The 19,665-nt window shown below is 69.9% G+C and carries 19 protein-coding genes; 4 read left to right on the top strand and 15 right to left on the bottom strand.

Annotated features, from left to right (window positions below; translation table 11 throughout):
• On the bottom strand, positions 1-996 hold a 996-nt coding region (locus tag ON27_RS18305; protein WP_051046741.1), incomplete at its 3' end, for a hypothetical protein.
• An 85-nt stretch (positions 997-1,081) separates the two neighbouring features.
• The gene (locus tag ON27_RS18310; protein ID WP_051046742.1) at positions 1,082-2,443 is read right to left on the bottom strand and encodes a hypothetical protein; all 1,362 of its coding nucleotides are present in this window, start codon (positions 2,441-2,443) and stop codon (positions 1,082-1,084) included.
• A 238-nt stretch (positions 2,444-2,681) separates the two neighbouring features.
• Here ON27_RS18310 and ON27_RS18315 point away from each other — a divergent pair, with 238 nt between their 5' ends.
• Together ON27_RS18315 and ON27_RS18320 are read left to right on the top strand one after the other, a co-directional pair.
• Complete coding sequence (locus ON27_RS18315; RefSeq protein WP_043728599.1) at positions 2,682-3,812, top strand: phosphotransferase family protein; 1,131 nt, start codon at positions 2,682-2,684, stop codon at positions 3,810-3,812.
• Positions 3,813-3,814: 2 nt separating this feature from the next.
• Positions 3,815-4,912, top strand: a complete 1,098-nt coding sequence (locus ON27_RS18320; protein ID WP_043728654.1) for an Rv3169 family protein — start codon at positions 3,815-3,817, stop codon at positions 4,910-4,912.
• A gap of 96 nt (positions 4,913-5,008) precedes the next feature.
• Here ON27_RS18320 and ON27_RS18325 read toward each other — a convergent pair whose 3' ends face one another.
• The 6 genes from ON27_RS18325 to mqo form a co-directional block, all read right to left on the bottom strand.
• Complete coding sequence (locus ON27_RS18325; RefSeq protein ID WP_043728602.1) at positions 5,009-5,377, bottom strand: cobalamin biosynthesis protein; 369 nt, start codon at positions 5,375-5,377, stop codon at positions 5,009-5,011.
• Complete coding sequence (locus tag ON27_RS18330) at positions 5,364-6,737, bottom strand: cobyrinic acid a,c-diamide synthase CobB (RefSeq protein ID WP_245560002.1); 1,374 nt, start codon at positions 6,735-6,737, stop codon at positions 5,364-5,366. The genes ON27_RS18325 and ON27_RS18330 overlap by 14 nt, the downstream gene beginning before the upstream one ends.
• Before the next feature lie 94 nt (positions 6,738-6,831).
• Positions 6,832-7,446 carry a cob(I)yrinic acid a,c-diamide adenosyltransferase gene (gene cobO, locus ON27_RS18335; protein ID WP_043728605.1) on the bottom strand — a complete coding sequence of 205 codons (615 nt, stop codon included), beginning with the start codon at positions 7,444-7,446 and terminating at the stop codon, positions 6,832-6,834.
• Positions 7,447-7,499: 53 nt separating this feature from the next.
• Complete coding sequence (locus ON27_RS18340; protein WP_051046743.1) at positions 7,500-9,503, bottom strand: magnesium chelatase subunit D family protein; 2,004 nt, start codon at positions 9,501-9,503, stop codon at positions 7,500-7,502.
• 158 nt (positions 9,504-9,661) lie between these two features.
• Entirely contained in the window at positions 9,662-10,117 is a 456-nt protein-coding gene (locus ON27_RS18345; RefSeq protein WP_043728609.1) for a GNAT family N-acetyltransferase, read from the bottom strand.
• 19 nt (positions 10,118-10,136) lie between these two features.
• Entirely contained in the window at positions 10,137-11,651 is a 1,515-nt protein-coding gene (mqo, locus tag ON27_RS18350) for a malate dehydrogenase (quinone) (protein WP_051046744.1), read from the bottom strand.
• A 300-nt stretch (positions 11,652-11,951) separates the two neighbouring features.
• On the opposite strand from mqo, the gene ON27_RS18355 reads away from it, so the two are divergent.
• Positions 11,952-13,028, top strand: coding sequence for an alpha/beta hydrolase (locus tag ON27_RS18355; RefSeq protein ID WP_051046745.1), 1,077 nt, complete (start codon positions 11,952-11,954; stop codon positions 13,026-13,028).
• On the opposite strand, the gene ON27_RS18360 is transcribed toward ON27_RS18355, so the two are convergent.
• From ON27_RS18360 to map, 5 genes are all read right to left on the bottom strand, one after another.
• The gene (locus ON27_RS18360) at positions 13,008-13,571 is read right to left on the bottom strand and encodes an alpha/beta hydrolase (RefSeq protein WP_043728613.1); all 564 of its coding nucleotides are present in this window, start codon (positions 13,569-13,571) and stop codon (positions 13,008-13,010) included. The two genes, ON27_RS18355 and ON27_RS18360, sit on opposite strands and share 21 nt — an antisense overlap.
• Before the next feature lie 56 nt (positions 13,572-13,627).
• Positions 13,628-14,020 (bottom strand): type II toxin-antitoxin system VapC family toxin, encoded by a 393-nt coding sequence (locus tag ON27_RS18365; RefSeq protein WP_043728615.1) that lies wholly within the window; start codon positions 14,018-14,020, stop codon positions 13,628-13,630.
• Positions 14,017-14,265 (bottom strand): AbrB/MazE/SpoVT family DNA-binding domain-containing protein, encoded by a 249-nt coding sequence (locus tag ON27_RS18370; RefSeq protein WP_043728670.1) that lies wholly within the window; start codon positions 14,263-14,265, stop codon positions 14,017-14,019. The genes ON27_RS18365 and ON27_RS18370 overlap by 4 nt, the downstream gene beginning before the upstream one ends.
• A 126-nt stretch (positions 14,266-14,391) precedes the next feature.
• Positions 14,392-15,930: a cobyric acid synthase gene (locus tag ON27_RS18375; protein ID WP_043728619.1), complete on the bottom strand. Its 1,539-nt coding sequence runs from the start codon at positions 15,928-15,930 to the stop codon at positions 14,392-14,394.
• Between the two features lie 67 nt (positions 15,931-15,997).
• On the bottom strand, positions 15,998-16,861 hold the full coding sequence (gene map, locus ON27_RS18380) for a type I methionyl aminopeptidase (protein ID WP_043728622.1): 864 nt from the start codon (positions 16,859-16,861) through the stop codon (positions 15,998-16,000).
• Positions 16,862-17,160: 299 nt separating this feature from the next.
• Between map and ON27_RS18385 the strand changes: the two genes are divergently transcribed.
• Positions 17,161-17,769, top strand: a complete 609-nt coding sequence (locus tag ON27_RS18385; protein ID WP_043728625.1) for a DUF4126 domain-containing protein — start codon at positions 17,161-17,163, stop codon at positions 17,767-17,769.
• Between the two features lie 218 nt (positions 17,770-17,987).
• On the opposite strand, the gene ON27_RS18390 is transcribed toward ON27_RS18385, so the two are convergent.
• Positions 17,988-18,347 carry a DUF4254 domain-containing protein gene (locus tag ON27_RS18390; protein WP_043728673.1) on the bottom strand — a complete coding sequence of 120 codons (360 nt, stop codon included), beginning with the start codon at positions 18,345-18,347 and terminating at the stop codon, positions 17,988-17,990.
• 565 nt (positions 18,348-18,912) lie between these two features.
• Positions 18,913-19,293 (bottom strand): DUF1304 domain-containing protein, encoded by a 381-nt coding sequence (locus ON27_RS18395; RefSeq protein ID WP_043728629.1) that lies wholly within the window; start codon positions 19,291-19,293, stop codon positions 18,913-18,915.
• Between the last annotated feature and the right edge of the window lie 372 nt (positions 19,294-19,665).

Below are 19,665 nucleotides of genomic sequence, written 5' to 3' on the forward strand. Positions count from 1 at the left end.
CTCGGTGACCGACCAGATGCCGTACAGCGGCGGTTCCGGCCGCCCCGCCCCTTGCTCGTTCCACCTGTCCCAGCCGGTGTACGCGTTGGAGACCAGCAGCCACGCCCCCAACACGATCTGCGCCGCGGCCGCGATCCGGTTCGCTCGGGGCGTGCGCAGCAGCGGTAGTGTGGTCGACGGTCCGGCCGTCCGATTCAGCAGCAGCACGTTCACCAGACGACCGGCCTCCGGCGCGAGCAGCACCAGGCTCAGCAGCACGAGGTGGAACGCGAGGATCTTCGCGGGCACGTCATAGGTCATGTCCAGCACGAACACCTGTGTCGTGCACACCAGGCTCAGCAGCGCGCCCAGCAGGGCGGTGCGAGGCACGAACAACAGCACGCCGCCGAGCAGTTCCGCGCTGCCGAGCAGGATCTCGTACTGCGGCGACACACCGATCTGGTTCCAGAGCACCGCCATCGGACTGAAATCTCCGTACGGCTGGAGCAATCGACTCAGTGGAGTCGGCGGCATCTGGGTCGGGATGGCCTTGGCCATGCCGTACGCGACCAACTGCCCCGCCAGGCACAGACGCACCAACAGCAGCAGCCACGGCTGCACGGCCCGGTAATCCGGGCGGTCGCGGTCCAGCACGCTCCAGATCAGCGTGCCGAGCAGCGCGGCAACCAGGACGACGAATACCAGCACCCAGAAGTACGCCTGGTCTCCGCTGATCGATGCCGTGTTCGCCGCCACGGACGCGCCGAACACCCGCGTGCCGGTCCACTCGACCACCGGGCGCAGTGCCCGGGCCACGCCGGAGTTCACCCAGTCCGGCAGCCATTCGCGCGCCAGTCCCAGGAACTCGGGCAGGATCGACGGGTACACCAGGCAGAACAGCCCGATGTACAGGAAGACGAAGCGGAACGCCACTCGGGTGCCGCCCCGCCAGGGCCGGGTACCGGTATCTCGCGCGCCCGTGTCGGCGTCCGTCCGATCGAGGATCGCTTCGGTCACGGCGGTCCCTCCAGTCCGAGTCGATGCAGACCGAAGGTATCGAAAACCGCCGCGGCCGTAGCGGTTTTCGGCTGGATCTCCCGGGTCAACGGAAATACGGGTACTCCTGAACGAAGTGGAAGCCCCGGCTGCGCAGCGGGAAGGAGTCCAGGTCCATGCGGTCGAGCGACACGGTGACCGGCGTACCGTTCAGCTCCCCGGTCAGCAACAGCGTGTCCGGGGTGGGCCGGGTGAAAGTGAAGGCGCCCGAACGGGCGGGCGGCGTCTCCGGCGACTGCGGCGCGGCCGACAACACCATGGTGTGAGCGGCCTCGTCCACCGTCGCCACGACGGGGACGAACGAGCCGTCCATCGTCTGCACCGTGGTGCCGGGCCGGTCGAAGATCATTCGCCGCCAGCGGTTCTCGTCGGTGATCAGCGGTGGCGCCGGATGCCCGTCCCTGGTGAACTCGCCGACGGTCCAGATGCCGTACAGCGCGGGCTTCGGCGCGCCGCCACCCGCCTCGCGCCAGGCTTGCCAGCCGATGTGCACACCACCGATCAGCACCCACAGTCCCAGCGCGACCTGCACCCCCGCCGCCAGCCGGTTCGCGCGCCGGGAACCGAACAGGGCAGGCTGCGCGGCCGGCTCGGACGGCCGTTCCAGCACGAGCACATCCGCCAGCCGCCGAGCCTGTGGCGCCAGTACGACCAGCGACAACAGCAGCAAATGGAAGGAGAGGATCTTCACCGGCACGTCGTAGGTCATGTTCAGCACGAAGACCTGCGCCATGCTCACCAGGCTGAGCAACGCGCCGAGGGTGGCGGTGCGCGGCACGAACAGCAGCAGACCGCCGAGCACCTCGGCCGTGCCGAGCAGGATCTCGTAGGCGGGCGCGGCACCGACCTGGTTCCACAGCACCGACGCGGGGCTCATCGTGCCGTACGGCTGCAGCAGCGCGGTGAGCGATGGCGGGGGCATCTGCGACGGAATGGCCTTGGCCAGACCGTAGAACAGCATCTGGCCACCCAGGCACAGCCGGAGGAACAGCACGAACCAGCGGTGCAGCGCCCGGTAGTCCGAGCGGCGACGATCGAGGATCGACCAGACGACCGTGATCACGGCGGCCGCGACGAGTTCGCAGAAGATCAGGACCCAGATGGCGGCTTGGTCCCCGCTGCCCGAATCCTCGCGCAACACCGCCTCGACACCGAAGACGTGTTCACCGACCCAGCCGAGCAGCGGGCCTGTCGCGCGCAGCTGCCAGATGACCGCGCTTTCCGGCAGCCACTTGCTCACGATGCCCGTGAAGACGAACAGGATCTGCGCCATCAATACGCAGAACAGCCCGAGGTAGGCGAAGACGAACCGGAACGCGATCCGGGTGGGCGGGCTCCAGGGCCGCCGCTCGCTAGCGACCGCTGCGCCGTTGCTCGGATTCGCGACATTCGTTCCGACCGTACCCACACCGCTCCCCTCGCGAGCCGACATTTCCGCGAGCCGAACCTATCCGGCCAGGTCATGGCATGACCTCCGGGAAAACCCCGGTTTTCCGCGTACATCTTCCGGTCTACGTGCCAGCCCCACCGGCGGCGTGCACTCGGTCTCGCGGTTCCGGCCCGCCAACAACTAGAACGCGTTACAGTCCGCGTATCCCGGAGCATCAGGGGCGGTGCGGCCGGGCCGCACGTGTCAGGAGGACAACATGACCGACGATCCCGACCCGGCACAGCGACAGCAGCTGACCGTCAGCGAACGCGACCTGGACGTGCTCGCCGGGGACCTGGCACGCTGGCTCGGCACGAAGGTCTCCGCCGACGAACTACCGCGGATCTCCGAATTGTCGCGTCCGCAGTCCGGCGGCATGTCCAGCACGTCGATCCTGTTCGACGCCGAGTGGAGCGCCGCGGGACGCCGGGAGCACGGGTCCTTCGTCGCGCGGATGGCGCCCGAGGCCGGGTCGTTCCCGGTGTTCGAGACCTACGACCTGGCCACCCAGTACCAGGTGATGGCCGGCGTCGCCGCCGCCAGCGACGTGCCGCTGCCCGGCCTGTGCTGGCTGGAGACCGACGAAAAGCCCCTCGGCACACCGTTCTTCGTGATGCGCCGGATCGACGGACGGGTGCCGACGGACAATCCGCCGTACGTGTTCGTCGGCTGGCTGTTCGACGCGAGTCCCGCCGAACGGCTGCGGCTCACGCACAACACCGTCGAGGTGATCGCCAAGATCCACGGCATCCCCGAGCCCGCCGCGCTGTTCCCGATGCTGAGCGGGCCCGGCGAGTCGCTGCGCAGGCACGTCGCCGCGCAGCGCTCGTGGTACCGATGGGGACTGGCCGACGACGGCTTCCGGATCCCGCTCATCGAGCGGAGTTTCGCCTGGCTCGACGAGCACTGGCCCACCGACCCCGGCCCGGACGTGCTCAGCTGGGGCGATGCTCGCCCCGGCAACATCATCTTTCGCGAACTCGACCCCGCGGCGGTGCTGGACTGGGAAATGGCGGCACTGGGCCCGCGCGAGCTCGACCTGGGCTGGGTGATCTTCATCCACCGGTTCTTCCAGGACCTGGCCACCCGTTTCGGCCAGCCGGGGCTGCCCGACTTCCTGCGCCGCGCGGACGTGGTGGCGAAGTACGAGGAGCTGACCGGTCATGCGGTGCGCGATCTCGACTTCTACCTCGTCTACGCCGCGCTGCGGCACGCGATCGTGATGGCGCGGGTGAAGCGCAGGATGATCCACTTCGGCGAGGACACCGACACTCCCGACCGCGACGACTACGTCATGCACCGGGCAAGCCTGGAAGCGCTGCTCGACGGAACATACGAATGGGACTGACCATGCCTGTGCCTTTGGACGAGTACCCGATCCACCAGACCCCGCTGTCGCTGGCCCGCGTGGCCTCCAGCGATCGGAACTTCTACGACCGCAGCTACTTCAACGCCCACGACCGCGCCGGCGGCACCCTGCTGATCACCGGATTCGGGGTGTATCCCAACCTCGGGGTGACCGACGCCTACGCCGCGGTGCGCCGCGGCGACACGGTCCGAGCGGTGCGCTTCTCCGACGCCCTCGGCGACCGGAGCCTCGACCAGCGCGTCGGCGGTTACCGCATCGAGGTGCTGGAACCGCTGCGGCGCATCCGGGTGGTCTGCGAACACGACGATCTCGGCTTCGACCTGACCTGGACCGGCGCGTTCCCCGCCGTGCAGGAACAGCCGCACCTGATCCTCTCGGGCAACCGGCCGATCATCGAGGCTTCCCGGTTCGCGCAGGTCGGCTCGTGGGCGGGGACACTGCACGTGGACGGCGACGACATCGCGGTCGACCCGGCGGTGTGGACCGGCACCAGGGACCGCTCCTGGGGCATCCGCCCGGTCGGCGAGACCGAGCCGCCCGGCCGCGCGGCCGCCGAACCGTCGGGCGGCTTCTGGTGGCTGTACGTACCGCTGCGGTTCGAGGACTTCGCCGTCGTGGTCATCGTGCAGGAGGAGCCGGACGGCAGGCGCACACTCAACGACGCGACCCGCGTCTGGCCGGATGGGCGCACCGAGCAGCTCGGCTGGCCGCGTATCTCGATCGACTACCGTTCCGGTACCAGGCATCCCGTCGGAGCGCGACTGGAGCTGACCACGCCCGACGGCAAGCCGCTGGAGATCGAGATCACGCCCGGCACCGGCGTCCCGCTGCACGTCGGCTGCGGCTACGGCGGCGATCCGGATTGGCAGCACGGCCAGTGGAAGGGCCGCGACTGGTCCTCTTCCAGCCGCTACGACCTGAGCGACCCGGCGATCGCCGCCCGCGTCCCCTACGGCGTCACCGACCACGTCGCCCATGCCCGCTGCGGCGACGCCGAGGGCTGGGGCCTGTTCGAACACGCCAGCCTCGGCCGACACGACCCCACCGGCTTCGCCGACTGGGGCTCGGTCGCGCCCTGAGCCGAAGCCGAGCCCCCGGCGTACCAACCGCACCGGCCTTCGATCGAAGGCACTTTCCCACAACACCCGCGCCGAACCGCGGTTCGGTCGACGGTGCTACCGCTCGAACAGCGCTGCCGCGAGCACCACGCCCTCCACGACGCGCTTGGGTACCACCAGAGGTCCTCCTCCGGCGGCGAGCAGAGCCGCGGCTTCCGCGACACTCGCGGTGCCGACGGCCGAACGTATCCGGCTGCCGGGATTGGGGACGGCGACGGCGGCCAGTTCGGCGGCGGCATAGGACCGCAGCGGCACTGCGAGTTCCGTGGCGACGGCACGCAGGCCCGGTTCGGCGCAGCGCTGCGCGATGGTGGCCAGGCATGCGATCCGATACTCGCCCACGGTCTCGCGCAGGGCGGCGCGGATCGCGCCGGCCGAGGTGCGCGGCCGCAGGCCGATGCCGACGACGACGTCAGCCGACGGCACGCGAGCCCGCGAATCGCGCTGCGGCGGTGGCGAAGCGGCGCACCGCCTCGGGGTTTCCGGCGGGGTGGGTGTGCAGGTACGACGCGTGTACGTTGCCGATCAACGCCCCCTCCCGCACACGCTCTCCCGCACTTCCGCGCCAGCCCCACGCCGGGTTCCGTGGCGGCGCCGACACCAGGCGCGTGCGGTGGAATTCGTGTCCTCGGACGCGTTCGCCGGCCCGCCACAGGGGCGAGTCGGCCAGTGCGACGGCGTCTCGGTAGCCGAGGGTCAGTCGCGGTCCGAATTCGGCGTCGGCGTCCACCACGCCCGCCATCGGGTGCCCGTCCAGCGAGCGAGTGAGATACAGCAGCCCGGCGCATTCGGCGTGCACCGGCATGCCGTGCCGGACGGCCTCGGCCACCGCGCGCAGCAGACCGGAATTCGCGGCCAGTTCCGCCGCGTGTTCCTCGGGGAACCCACCCGGCAGCACCAATCCCGCAGTCGCGGTCGGGAGTTCGTCGTGGAGAGGATCGAACACCGCCACCTGAGCGCCCGCCGCCGCCAGCAGCTCACGATGCTCGGCGTAGCCGAACGTGAACGCCGGGCCACCGGCGATGGCGACCAGCGGCTCCAGCCCGTCGGTCTCTTCGCACCCACGCACGGCGGTGGCGGGATCCCACGCGGACCCGGTGACCGACGATCGAGCGAGGGCCGCGATGGCGGGCAAATCGACGTGCGCGGCGACCAGGTCCGTCATCGCGGCCACCGCCGCCGTCGCGGACGCACCGTGCTCCACCGCGGGAATCAAGCCCAGGTGCCGGGAGGGCACCTCCAGTTCGGCCAGGCGCGGCAGCGATCCGAGCACCGGCAACCCGACGCGATCACAAGCCGCACGCAGCACTTGGTCGTGACGTTCACTGCCGACCCGGTTCAGGATCACACCGCCCAACCGGACGCCGCTGTCGAAAGTGGCGAAGCCGTGCAGCAGCGCCGCCAGACTCTGGCTGTGCCCACGCGCGTCGACCACCAGCACGACGGGCGCGCCCAGCAGCGCCGCGACCTGCGCCGTGGACCCCTCGGCCACCGGCCCGGCGTGCCGATCATCGATCCGGCCGTCGAACAGGCCCATGACCCCTTCGACCACCGAGAGGTCGCACCCCTGCGCGCCATGCCGATACAGCGGCACCACACGATCCGCCCCCACCAGCACCGGATCCAGATTCCGCCCCGGCCGCCCCGCCGCCAACCCGTGATACCCCGGGTCGATGTAATCGGGCCCCACCTTGAACGGCGCCACCCGGTGCCCCGCCCGCCGCAACGCACCCACCAAACCGGTCGCCACGGTCGTCTTGCCGCTGCCCGAGGCAGGCGCCGCCACCACGACCGCCCTCAAATCCGCCCCCGCTCCGCGAGTGGCCCACCCTCGTGCGGGCCTCTCGCGATTCGCCACAGCCGTGCGCCGATAGCGACGGTCACCATTCGATGCCTCGCTGGCCTTTGCGGCCCGCGTCCATGGGGTGCTTGAGTTTGGTCATCTCCGTGACGAGGTCGGCGGCTTCGAGGAGGGGCTGAGGTGCGTCGCGGCCGGTGATGACGACGTGCTGGTTGCCGGGGCGGGCGTTGAGGGTGTCGACTACTTCGCCGACGTCCACCCAGCCCCACTTCAAGGGATAGGTGAACTCGTCCAGAACGTAGAAGCGGTGCCGTCCGGCCTCCAGGCGGCGTGCGATCTCCTGCCAACCGGCCAGCGCCGCGGCGGCGTGATCCTGCTCGGTGCCTTGTTTGCGGGTCCAGGACCAGCCCTCGCCCATCTTGTGCCATTCCACCGGCGCGCCCGCGCCGGTCTGCTCGTGCACCGCGCCCAGAGCACGGAAAGCGGCTTCCTCGCCCACTTTCCATTTGGCACTCTTCACGAACTGGAACACCGCGACGTCGAACCCTTGGTTCCACGCGCGCAGCGCCATTCCGAACGCCGCCGTCGATTTACCCTTGCCCGGCCCGGTGTGCACCGCGAGCACCGGCTGGTTGCGCCGCTGCCGGGTGGTCAGCCCGTCGTCGGGAACGGTCTCCGGAACACCCTTGGGCATCGAATCTCCTTGCTCGTCCTCGGATCACATCCGAACCTGTGCGTCCGGACCCCTCACGCTGCTCGAGCCGCCCGCACCGACATCCCGGTCGGGCTCCCGGCACCCGCGCGGACGACGTCCGCGACCGAATCACCGGTCAGCTCGGCCAGTCTCAGATAGCCCCCGCACAGGTCGCGGGCCAGATCCGCGGCCAGCCCCAGACGAACCATGCCGCGTTCGCAGTCGACCACGATCGAGGTGACCGCGTCCCTGGCCAGCAAGCGGGCCGCGGCGCGGGCGCGCGGAACCGGATCGGCGCCGCCCGTGGCGCGACCGTCGGTGAGCAGCACCAGCATGGGCCTGCGGCGCGGATCACGCACACGCTCGCGCAGCACCACCTCGCGTGCCCGCAGCAGACCGGCGGCCAACGGCGTCTTCCCGCCGGTGCGCATCCCGGACAACCGGCGTACCGCGATGTCCACCGAGGACGTGGGCGGCAGCACGAGTTCCGCCTCCGCGCCGCGCACGCTGACCACGGCGACCTTGTCGCGGCGCTGATAGGCGTCCCGCAGCAGGCTGACCACCGCACCGGTGACGGCGGACAACCGGTCACGGGCGGCCATGGAACCGGAGGCGTCGACCACGAAGACGATCAGATTGCCTTCGCGCCCTTCCCGATACGCGCCACGCAGATCGGCGGCGTCCAGCCGCAGCGGCCCTCCGCCTCGGCCGCGGGAACGCTGATGCGGCGCGGCCGCGAACACGGTACCGAGCAGATGCAGGCCCGCGGAGGTGTCGGCGCTCGGACGCACGACGCGCCCGTGCCGCGATTCCGCGCGGGAGCGCCGCCCCGGAGCGCCTTCACCGACACCGGGCACTTCCCAGCGCGGGGTTCGCGCCCCGGCGGAAACCGGTGCGCCACTGCGTCCTTCTCGCGAATTCCCGCCGCCCGGCCCCTCGGGCGGCGACGGGTCTTCGGGGCCGCCGTCCGGGTCGTCGCCGGAAGCGCCGCCCGCGTCGTCCGCGGTCGAACCGCTGGGATCCCCGGTCTGTTCGGTCGCGTCCGGCTCACACGTCTTGTCCTCGGGCCGCGCCTGCGCCGCCGCGTCGCACATGGCGTCGTCGAGCTGCTGTTCGCTGATGCCGGGCTCGTCGAACGGATCACGGCGACGCCGGTGCGGCAGCGCCAGTTCGGCGGCCACCCGCACGTCGTCCTCGGTCACCGCGTCACCGCCGCGCCAGGCGGCGTGCGCTGTCGCGGTGCGCGCGACCACCAGGTCGGCGCGCATCCCGTCGACGTCGAACGCGGCGCACAGCGCGGCGATCCGGCGCAGTTCCACGTCGTCGAGCGCCACCCGCGCCACCCGGTCGCGGGCGGCGAGGATCCGCTCGGCCACCTCGTGATCGGCCTCGGCGTATCGGGCCGCGAATCCGGCCGGGTCGGCCTCGTAGTCCAGCCTGCGGCGCACCACCGCCATGCGCACGTCCACGTCCCGGGAGGCCGCCACGTCCACGGTCAGGCCGAACCGGTCCAGCAGCTGCGGACGCAGCTCGCCCTCCTCCGGGTTCATCGTGCCGACCAGCACGAAACGCGCGGGATGGGAGTGCGAGACGCCGTCGCGTTCGATGTGCACCCGGCCCATCGCCGCGGCGTCCAGCAGCACGTCCACCAGGTGGTCGTGCAGCAGGTTGACCTCATCGACGTAGAGCACGCCGTGATGGGCCGCGGCCAGCAAACCCGGCCGGAACGCCTGCTCCCCGTCCCGCAGCACCCGCTCCAGGTCCAGCGACCCGACCACGCGGTCCTCGGTCGCGCCCACGGGCAGTTCCACCAGCCGGGCCTGCCGCGCGCCGGTCTCGTCCACCACCGGCGGCAGCAGCTGGGCCAGCGCGCGCACCACGGTCGACTTGGCGGTGCCCTTCTCGCCGCGCACCAGGACTCCGCCGATGCCGGGATGCACCGCGCACAGGATCAGCGCCAGCTGCAGCCGTTCCTGCCCGACCACCGCCGAGAACGGGAAGCCCGCTTCACCGTCCGGACCCGGACGCGGAAGGTTGCGCTGATCGGACGTCGGCACTGTTTCGGCATGGGACACGGACACGCCCCAACTCTAAGCGCGCGCCCTCGTCCACCCGACAGGGCCCTTCGATTCAGAACCGATGCGGCGGCCGCCGGAAAATGCCGCACCCGCCCCGGAGACGCCCGGAGCGGGTGCGAATGGCGGCGCGGGGGGCGCTACTCCCCGCCCCTGCGCATCGGCACGTGGGCGATGCCGTCTTCCTCGAATTCTTCGCCGTCGACCTTGAAGCCGTGCTTGCTGTAGAGGTCGATCAGGTAGCTCTGCGCGCTCAGCCGCACCGTCGCCGAGCCGACCTCGGCCAGCGCGGCCTGCAGCAGCCGCGTGGTGTACCCGTGGCCGCGAGCGGGCGCCGAGGTACAGAGCCTGCCGATGCGGAAACTCTTCACTCCGTCGTGGTGCTCCTCGCACAGGCGCAGCGTGGCGATCACCTCGCCCTCGTCATCGAGCCAGAAGTGCCGGGTCTCGGGAAGCAGGTCCTTCCCGTCCAGTTCGGGGTACGCGCACTTCTGTTCGACGACGAAGACTTCGACGCGAAGTTTCAACAGCTGGTAGAGCGTCGCGGTATCGAGATCCTGCGCCCAGGAGCGTTTGAGAGCAACCGTTGACATCATCGCGCCTTGCTATCACAACCTAGGCGTGCGCCGCGACCCCTGCGTGCCTCGGCGTGTTCTCACCACCGCCGACGAGGTTCAGCGCCTTGGAGGTCCAATCCCACACTTCGTGGAACAGCGCCGGGTTGTCGGAGAGCTTCACGCCCAGCGAGGGGACCATTTCCTTCAGCTTCGGCGTCCACTCGGCGTACTCCTGCGGGAAGCAGCGCTGCAGGACGTCCAGCATGGCGGTGACGCAGGTGGAGGCGCCCGGGGACGCGCCGAGCAGACCGGCGATCGAGCCGTCCTGCGCGGCGATCACCGCAGTGCCGAACTCGAGCACGCCGCCGACGCCCTTGCGGCGGATCACCTGCACGCGCTGGCCCGCCGTGATCAGCTCCCAGTCCCTGCCCTCGGCGCGCGGGATGAACTCCGACAGCGTGACCACCTTGCCCGCTTCGGACTTCAGCAGTTCGCTGACCAGGTACTTGGTCAGGCCGAGTTCGGTGACGCCGACACCGAGCAGCGAGAAGATGTTGTTCGGGCGCACCGACTTGAACAGGTCGGTGTTCTTGCCGTCCTTGAGGAACTTCGGGGTCCAGCCCGCGTACGGGCCGAACAGCAGGCCGGGCTTGCCCTTGATCACGCGGGTGTCCAGATGCGGCACCGACATCGGCGGGGCGCCGACGGCGGCCTTGCCGTACACCTTGGCCTCGTGCTGGTGGATGAGCGCCGGGTTGACGCAGCGGAAGAACTGTCCACTGACCGGGAAGCCGCCGAAGCCCTTGGCCTCCTTGATGTTCGCCTTCTGCAGCAGCGGCAGCGCGCCGCCGCCCGCGCCGACGAACACGAATTTGCTGATCAGCCTGCGGGTTTCCCTGGTGCGGACGTTGCGCACCGTGACCAGCCAGGACCCGTCGGACTGCTTGGACAGGTCGCGTACCTCGTTGCCGAAGGCCAGGTCGACGCCGGAGGCGCCGAGGTAGGCGAGCAGCTCCTGGGTGAGCGAGCCGAAGTCGATGTCGGTGCCGCCGTCGGTCCAGTTCAGCGCGATCGGGTCGGCGAAGTCGCGCCCGCGCGCCATCAGCGGCAACCGCCGGGTGAACTCCTCGGGGCTGTCGATGAACTCCATGCCCTCGAACAGCGGGTGCGGCGCCAGCGCTTCGTACCGCTTGCGCAGGTAGTCCACGTTGTCGGCGCCGTGCACGAAGCTGACGTGCGGAATCGGGTTGATGAACGCGGACGGGTCGCGCAGGATGCCGTTCTCCACGCCGTAGGACCAGAACTGACGGGAGACCTGGAAGCGCTCGTTGATGTCGACGGCCTTGGTGATGTCCACCGAGCCGTCGGCGTTCTGCGGGCTGTAGTTCAGCTCGCAGAGCGCGGAGTGTCCGGTACCCGCGTTGTTCCACGGATCGCTGCTCTCCGCGGCGGCGGCGTCGAGCCGCTCGAACAGGGAGATCGACCAGTTCGGCTGCAGCTGCCGCAGCAGCGCGCCGAGAGTGGCACTCATGATTCCGGCACCGATGAGGACTACATCGGTCTTTTCAGTCATGGCAGCGTTCGGCACGGGTAGATCGACTTCCTTGTCCTTCTGCGCGGGCCCACCGGGCGGGTGGACCTGCCTGGGCACGGTGTGGGTGTGGCTCGGTTCCGGCGTCCGCCGGCCCCGAACGGCATAGGCGGGATTTAGGTTACCCGCCGTTCACCTAAGCCCAATTGTGCACCTCACCACGCCGCAGCCCCGCAGCGAACCTGGTGAATGTGCGGAATGCGACAGAGATCGTCGTCACTTCGGCGGCGGGGTGACAGCGGTGGTCTGTCGGTACGTGACACCGTCCAATACATTGGTCGCGTGACGAACGAACAGTCCCTTGCCGAGCCGGTCAGCACGTCTCCGGATGGCGGAGGCTGGCGCCCCGACGTCCTGGGCCCGCACTACGAGCAGCGCACTCTGCCCCTGGGTCCAGATCCCGACGGCGAAGGCTCGGTGGACGCCACGCTGGTGCGCTACACCCCCACCGGTGCCGTCGCGCAGACCGCGGGCGCCGTGCTCTACGTCCACGGATTCACCGACTACTTCTTCCAGGAGCACCTCGCCGAGCACTTCGCCGCGCGCGGGTTCCAGTTCTACGCCCTCGACCTGCGCAAATGCGGCCGGTCGCTGCGGGACGGCCACACGCCGCACTATGTGACGGATCTCGCTTTCTACGATCAGGAGCTGGCGGAGTCGCTGCGGATCATCCGGGCCGAGACCGGCGGCGCGCCCGTCGTGGTCAACGCGCACTCCACCGGCGGCCTGGTCGTGTCGCTGTGGCTGGATCGGCTCAACCGCGCCCAGGGCACGGCCGCCGCGGGCATCACCGGCGTGGTGCTCAACAGCCCGTGGTTCGACCTGCAGGGCCCCGCGTACTACCGGACCGTCGGCACGCCGATCATCAAGGCGATCGGACGGTTCCGGAAGATGGTCGAGCTGCCCGGCGGCGGCAAGATCAGCACCTACGGCGACAGCCTGCACCACTCGGTGTCCGGCGAGTGGAACTACAACCTGGACTGGAAGCCGTTGCAGGGCTTCCCGGTGCGGCTGGGCTGGCTGCGCGCGATCCGCAACGGCCACGCGCGGCTGCACCAGGGCCTCGACATCGGTGTGCCCTCGCTGATCCTGCGCTCCCGGATAACCAAGTTCGCCAAGCGGTACGGCCCCGCCGTGGACGTGGCCGACGCGGTGCTCGACGTCAAACAGATCCAGCGCTGGTCGGGCTGCCTGGGCGACCGCACCAACATGGTGCCGATCGACGGCGCCAAGCACGACGTGTTCCTCTCCGGCCCCGAGCCGCTGGCGCAGGCGTTCCGCGAACTCGACAACTGGCTGGACTGGCTGGCGGGCTATCAGGACGCCGCGGGCGCTAAGTCACCAGAGGCTGGTGCGTAGCACGATCTCGGTGGCCAGCTCGTGGTCGGCTTCGGTGGCCACGTTGGTGACGTCGACCTCGACCACCCGGAACTCGCCGTAGACGAACCGCCCCGACGTGTCGGCCACCGCGCGCGGCAGATTCTTGGTGACCAGCAGCGTGGTCGGCACCTCGACCGGGCCGGTGGCGGCGTCGGCCACCACGCCGTCGGCCCCGGGCGTGGCGGGGTGCCCGCGATCGGCCACGACCAAGCTCTGGAAACGGCCGAATCCGCGCGCGCACGCCTGCCAGGCCAGGACCGCGCCCATCCCGCGTCCGGCCACGTTCACCCACGGCAGCCCGAGTTCGTCCAGGATCGCGGTCACGCCGGCCGGGTCGAGCTCCTCGATCGATTCCACCGCGAAGGTGCGCAGATCCGAGTTGTGCAGGCGGGCGCACACCTGATCGAAGACGTCCGCCGCGTCACCCGCGTCGGGCAGCAGGAGCACGCTGTGCCGGGATTCCGGTCCGTCGATCCGCACGGTCCACGCCCGGTCACCGACGGTGATCTGCCGAGATTCCATGCCGAATCACGCTACACGGATCAGGGCGCCGCCAGTGCCCCTCGGGGGCGACCGATTCAGGCGAGCAGGCGCATCCCGGCCCGCTCACCTGCGTTGTGATCGAAGGTGACGGTCAGCTCACACCCGGCCTCCTGGCCGAGCTGCTGGATCAGCGCGTCGGCGAAGTCGGCGCCGTCGGCGGCCCGGCGCAGCGCCTGGCGCACGGTGTCGGCGCGTTCGACGACGATCTCGCTGGAGTCGAGCAGTCCGAGCAACACGTCGGTGACCGCCTCGGGGTCCTGTTTGTAGCCGCGGCGCAGCACCCAGTGGATCTCGGCGAGCACGATCATCGTGATGTAGCCGGGTTTGCTCTCGCTGAGCCCGTCGATCACCTGGTTGGCCCGGGCGGATTGCTCCGGGTCGTCCTGAGTGAGGTAGCGGATCAGCACGTTCGCGTCCAGACCGATCATCGCGGCTTGCCTTCCACGACGTTGCCCGCGATCGCCTCGTTCATCTCGGCCAGGCCGATCGGCGAGCCGGACCAGCCCACGATGCCCTTCAGCGACTTGATCGTGCGCGTTTCGGGCACCAGCTCATAGGTGCCGTTGGGGGTGGGCACGAACGCCACGCGCACTCCCGTGCGCAGACCCATCGCCACCCGCACATCGATCGGGATCGTTATCTGCCCCTTACTGGTGACCGCCGCGGACACCACGTTCCCCCCTCGCCCACCGGGTCTCTTCTCCGCCGCCATCATCCTCACACCCGACCGTGCTCGATCGGCCACGCCTTACCCGGGGCCGAATTCCTTACTGCAAGGTAAGGCGCGGGGTGGCCACCGTCAACCGATACGGCCGCTCACGCCGATCGTCTCGGTGGCCAGGATCGGCAACCCGGTGGGCGCGCCCTCGGCGAGCAGGCGTTCCAGTGCGGCCGGATCGAGATGGGCTTCGACCAGATCGGCCAGCAGGTCCAGCTGCGCGGCCCGCACCGCCGCGACCGAGACATCTTCGGCGACAACGAATTCCGATCGTCGCGCGGCCGCTGCCACCGCACGCAGCCAACCGCGGCGCAACTCGTCGGATTCCAGCAGCCCGTGCAGGTGGGTGCCCCATACCGCGCCGCGGACACTGCCTTCCGGCGCGCCGTCGATGGTGAGCCATGCCGGATCGCCGGTGTGCGTGACACGGCCGTGGTGGATCTCGTAGCCGCGCACCGGGACGCCTTGCGCGTGCCCCGCGCTGCGTCGCAGGATCTTGGTCTCGGCGAACTCGACGGTCAGGTCGAGCAGGCCGAGCCCGTCGACCGCGCCCGCCCCGGACTCCACCGGGTCGACGATGCGGGTGCCGAGCATCTGGTACCCGCCGCAGACGCCCAGGATCGGTCCGCCCGCGGCGGCGCGAGCCCGCAGCGCGTCGGCGATGCCGGTCCGCCGCAACCAGCGCAGATCCGACACCGTCGCCTTACTGCCCGGCACGACCACCAGATCGGCCCCCGCCAAACGGGACGGCTCGCTCACCCACCGCACCGCGACGCCGGGCTCGCAGGCGAGCGCCTCGACGTCGGTGGAGTTGGAGATGCGCGGCAGCCGGATCGCCGCGACGGTCAGCCATTCGGCGCCCACCGGCGGGCGGGGACGGCCGACCGGCGCGTCGGCGAGGGTGCCCAGCGAGTCCTCCGCGTCGATCCACAGGTCCTCGGCGTACGGCAGCACGCCGAGGGTGGGACGGCCGGTGAGCTCGGCGAGGCGCTCCAGCCCGGGCCGCAGCAACTCGACCGCGCCGCGGAACTTGTTGACGACGAACCCCGAGATCAACCGCTGATCCTCGGGCTCGAGGATGGCGACCGTGCCGAAGAGGTGGGCGAGCACGCCACCGCGGTCGATATCCCCCACGAGCAGCACCGGCAGTTCCGCGGCCCGCGCGAGACCCATGTTCGCCAGATCCGTCGCGCGCAGATTGATCTCGGCGGGCGAGCCCGCGCCCTCGCAGATCACCACGTCGTACTCGTCGCGCAGCGCCGCGAGTTCGGCGGCCACCACGCCGCGCAGCTCCTGGCGATGCCGGATGTAGTCCTCGGCGCCCACCGTGCCGACGGCCTTCCCCCGCACCACCAGCTGGGAACGCCGGTCGCTGCCCGGCTTGAGCAGCACGGGGTTGAACCGCACGCTCGGCTCCAGTCCACACGCCTGGGCCTGCAGCGCCTGCGCCCGGCCGATCTCCCCGCCGTCCAGGGTGACCACGGAGTTGTTGGACATGTTCTGTGCCTTGAACGGGGCGACGCGCACGCCGCGCCGCGCCAGCATCCGGCAGATCCCGGCCACGACGACGCTCTTGCCCGCATCCGAGGTCGTGCCCGCGACCAGCAGCGCGCCCTTCATCGGCGTCCCGTCCGGTGCGCGGCCGCCCCGGATGTCCGGCCGACCGGATCGCGTCCGGCCCGGCCGGTCACGGGAGTGTCAGGATCTCGGTCCCCGATTCGGTGACCACCAGGGTGTGCTCGAACTGCGCCGTCCACTTGCGGTCCTTGGTGACCACCGTCCAGCCGTCGTCCCAGATCTCGTAGTCGATCCCGCCGAGGTTGATCATCGGCTCGATGGTGAAGGTCATGCCCGGCTCGATGACGGTCTCCACGGCGGGCTGGTCGTAGTGCAGCACGACCAAGCCGCTGTGGAACGTCGGGCCGACGCCGTGGCCGGTGAAGTCGCGCACCACGCCGTAGCCGAAACGATTGGCGTAGGACTCGATGACCCGGCCGATCACGTTCAGCGCCCGGCCCGGCCGGACCGCCTTGATCGCCCGCATGGTGGCCTCCTCGGTCCGCTCGACCAGCAGGCGCACCTCCTCGTCCACGTCACCGGCGAGGAAGGTCTTGTTGGTGTCGCCGTGCACGCCGTTGATGTAGGCGGTGACGTCGATGTTGACGATGTCGCCGTCCTCGATCACGGTGGAGTCCGGGATGCCGTGGCAGATCACCTCGTTCAGCGAGGTGCAGCACGATTTCGGAAAGCCCTTGTAGCCCAGCGTCGACGGGTAGGCGCCGTGGTCGCACATGTACTCGTGCGCGATGCGATCCAGTTCGTCGGTGGTGACGCCGGGCGCGACCGCCTTGCCCGCCTCCGCCAGCGCCTGCGCGGCGATCTTGCCCGCGATCCGCATCTTCTCGATCGTCTCCGCGGTCTGCACCCACGGCTCGCGTCCCTCGTTGGCGGTCTTCTTCCACGCGTATTCCGGACGCTCGATGGCGCGCGGAACTTCACGGGTGGGCGAGAGCGTGCCCGGGACGAGCGGCTTGCGAGTGCGGACAGACATAGCGAACAGCGTAATCGGCCCACCGCGCCGATGCCCTTCCCCCTGCCTGCGGCGGCGCCTCGATCCCGGGCTCGACCTCGCGGAATCCGCCGTCACCCGGCGGCCGCCCCCGGACCGGCGGGCTGCCGGATCGGCGGGCTGCCGGATCGGCGGGCTGGCGGATCGGCGTCGTCGGCACGGGCACGGGCACGGGAAGGGGCGATCGAGACGTCCGTCGGCAGCGGCATCGGTCCATCGCCCGGCGACGGGACCGCCGCTCGCAGCCGACGCGGCACCCGCGGTCGACCTACCATGGGCGCGTGTCCGCACTACCTCTGATCTTCACCGCAGGCTGGGCCAGCGGCGTGAACGCCTACGCGGTGGTCCTGCTGCTCGGGCTGTTCGGCCGGTTCGGCTTCGCCGATTCGGTGCCGGAAGCGCTGCAGCGCACCGACGTCCTGATCGCGGCGGCGGTGCTGTTCCTGATCGAGGCCGTGGCGGACAAGGTCCCGTATCTCGACTCGTTCTGGGACGCGTTCCACACCGTGGTGCGGCCGATCGCGGGCGCGGTGGTCGCGGCGCTGCTGGCCGGACAGGACGGATCGCTGCCCGAACTGGCCGCGGCCGCGGTGGGCGGCACGGCGGCGCTGGTGAGCCATCTGGTGAAGGCGGGAACGCGGATGGCGGTCAACACCTCTCCCGAGCCGGCCAGCAACATCGTGGTCAGCACCGCCGAGGACGTGACCGTGGCGGGCGTGGTGACGTTAGCGGTGTTCCACCCGACGGCCGCGGCCGTGATCGCGGCGATTCTGCTCGTCCTCGGCTTGGCGCTGGTGTATTTCCTCGCGAGCCGGATTCGTCGTTACCGTCATCGGCGGCGGGCCCGCAAGGCGGCGCGCACACGCGACCGCATACTAGTTGCGGATTGATTGCTACACAGCGGGATCGGTCACGGGCGTGCCGCGCCAGTCGACCACGCGGCACGCCGGGCGGGGCGCCCCGTTGCGCCCGCCGTCACTGTGCCGGCGACGTGATCGCCCGGTTCCAGCCACTGGTCGGATGACTCGGCGCCGGGACGTCGCCATTCGGACGTGTGACGCTGCGGGGCAGTGTCACTACCGTGGACGAGACCGCCGTCGCGACGAGTTCATTGCTCGGGCAAACGGCGGCGGCCACCGGCCACGTCGGTTACCAGATCAGTGTACCCGTCCACGAGTTCGGCTAGTTGATACCAATGTTTATGGGTATTGTCGCTGCGCGCGCCCTCGGTGTGAATGACCTGATTCGCGTCCACCCAGCTGCGCGCCATCCGATCCACCACGGCGCCGAGGCTTTCGGTGTGCAGCGAGGCCCCGTTGCGATGCTGGGGAATCTCCTGCGCGACCCAGTCGTTGATGTCGTCCACGAGTTCGCGGCGCCGACAGTCGATTTCGTCGATGAGTGCGGCGTCCAGCACCTGCGCACGGCGCTGGTGCAACTCGGCGAGCGCGTGTGCCGACCGCAGCAGTTCCCGATCTTGGAAACGACGCCCCTGGAAAGCACACAACAATTGCGGCGCGGTCGGTAAGGCGCCGACCGTCGGCGCGCTCACCGCCGTACTCCGAGTTCACCCGACACCAACGCACTTTGTACCAACATAATTGGCTCTCGATTCCGTTTTCCCGGTCATCGGATCGTTTGTCACAACTAGGCTAGCTGGATCATGCACGTACAGATGCAAGAACGCAAGATTGCGTCCGCCTTTCTGCGGTAAAGGTCTCCTGACAGTGCCCGGAGGCCCAGAGCAGGCCCGCCGCAACCCTTTTCGGCAAACCGGGCGAGCGGTTTCTACGCCGCTCGGCCGCCTCGAAAACGACGCCGATCACCTCCGCGCACGCATACCCCGAGTCGACTCCACGACCGCGCACCCGCACCCGAGTTCGAAATCTCTCCCGGTTACCGACTTTCGGTTGCCAGCCGTATGCGGGAGGTACACCAGCCGGGCGCTCGGCGGCGGCTGTCACGTCCGGCTGCCGCCCGATTCCCGAGCGTCGCTTCGTTCCTCGGCCGGGCGGCCCGTCCACCGGCCACGGTCAGAGCTGGGTCACCGCCGCGAGCAGCGTCAGCGCGGGTAGCGTGCCCTGCGCCACGGCGCCTCTGACGAACCTGCGGTCGTGAGCCACCAGCACCACCGCCGCGGCCAGCATCGATCCGCATCCCGACAGCACCAGCGCCCATCCCGCCTCCGGCACCGAACGCAGGATCGCTACGCCGACCAGCGTCGTCACCGCCAGGAACAGGTTGTAGAAGCCTTGATTGAACGCCCACGGCCGAGCCACGGGCAGTTCGGCATCGGCAACCCGGAAGACCCCCTTGTGCACAGCGGGAGTGGTGAACCGGACGGACTCCATGACGAAGATGCCGACATGGAGCAGAGCGGCCGCGACGGCAAACACCTGTACCACCCAGAGCATTCGACCTCCTCACGAAGCGCACCGACCGGAAGACGCCGACCGAGGATTCCACGGAACCCGAGCGACTCCGGCGCGCCGAGGCATCCTATGACCCGAGCCGTGGAAGCACACGCGACACACCGGCGACGCGCCGCCGTGCGGGTACCTTCGCGCCCCCGAGCCGTCAGCCGGTCCACCCGACCCCATGCCTTCGAATCCCCGCCCTCGCGGCGAGGCGAACATGCCGCCGAGTGCGCGAGGGATGTTGCGGACTCGCGTCGGCAACCTGCTGCACGGAAGCGCAACAAAGCGGCATTATGTGCCTAACCATGCTGTCTATATCAACCGTAATAATATGGGCGACGGTTCGCCGGGCATAAACTGGGTATCGAC

It is taken from the genome of Nocardia asiatica NBRC 100129 (genome assembly GCF_000308415.1).
GTDB lineage: Bacteria > Actinomycetota > Actinomycetes > Mycobacteriales > Mycobacteriaceae > Nocardia > Nocardia asiatica.

Excerpts from the sequence above, each read along its gene's own strand:
- ON27_RS18315 (WP_043728599.1), top strand. The coding sequence starts at position 2,682 with ATGACCGACGATCCCGACCCGGCACAGCGACAGCAGCTGACCGTCAGC.
- ON27_RS18320 (WP_043728654.1), top strand. The coding sequence starts at position 3,815 with ATGCCTGTGCCTTTGGACGAGTACCCGATCCACCAGACCCCGCTGTCG.
- cobO (WP_043728605.1), bottom strand. The coding sequence starts at position 7,446 with ATGCCCAAGGGTGTTCCGGAGACCGTTCCCGACGACGGGCTGACCACC.
- ON27_RS18345 (WP_043728609.1), bottom strand. The coding sequence starts at position 10,117 with ATGATGTCAACGGTTGCTCTCAAACGCTCCTGGGCGCAGGATCTCGAT.
- mqo (WP_051046744.1), bottom strand. The coding sequence starts at position 11,651 with ATGACTGAAAAGACCGATGTAGTCCTCATCGGTGCCGGAATCATGAGT.
- ON27_RS18360 (WP_043728613.1), bottom strand. The coding sequence starts at position 13,571 with ATGGAATCTCGGCAGATCACCGTCGGTGACCGGGCGTGGACCGTGCGG.
- ON27_RS18365 (WP_043728615.1), bottom strand. The coding sequence starts at position 14,020 with ATGATCGGTCTGGACGCGAACGTGCTGATCCGCTACCTCACTCAGGAC.
- ON27_RS18375 (WP_043728619.1), bottom strand. The coding sequence starts at position 15,930 with ATGAAGGGCGCGCTGCTGGTCGCGGGCACGACCTCGGATGCGGGCAAG.
- map (WP_043728622.1), bottom strand. The coding sequence starts at position 16,861 with ATGTCTGTCCGCACTCGCAAGCCGCTCGTCCCGGGCACGCTCTCGCCC.
- ON27_RS18395 (WP_043728629.1), bottom strand. The coding sequence starts at position 19,293 with ATGCTCTGGGTGGTACAGGTGTTTGCCGTCGCGGCCGCTCTGCTCCAT.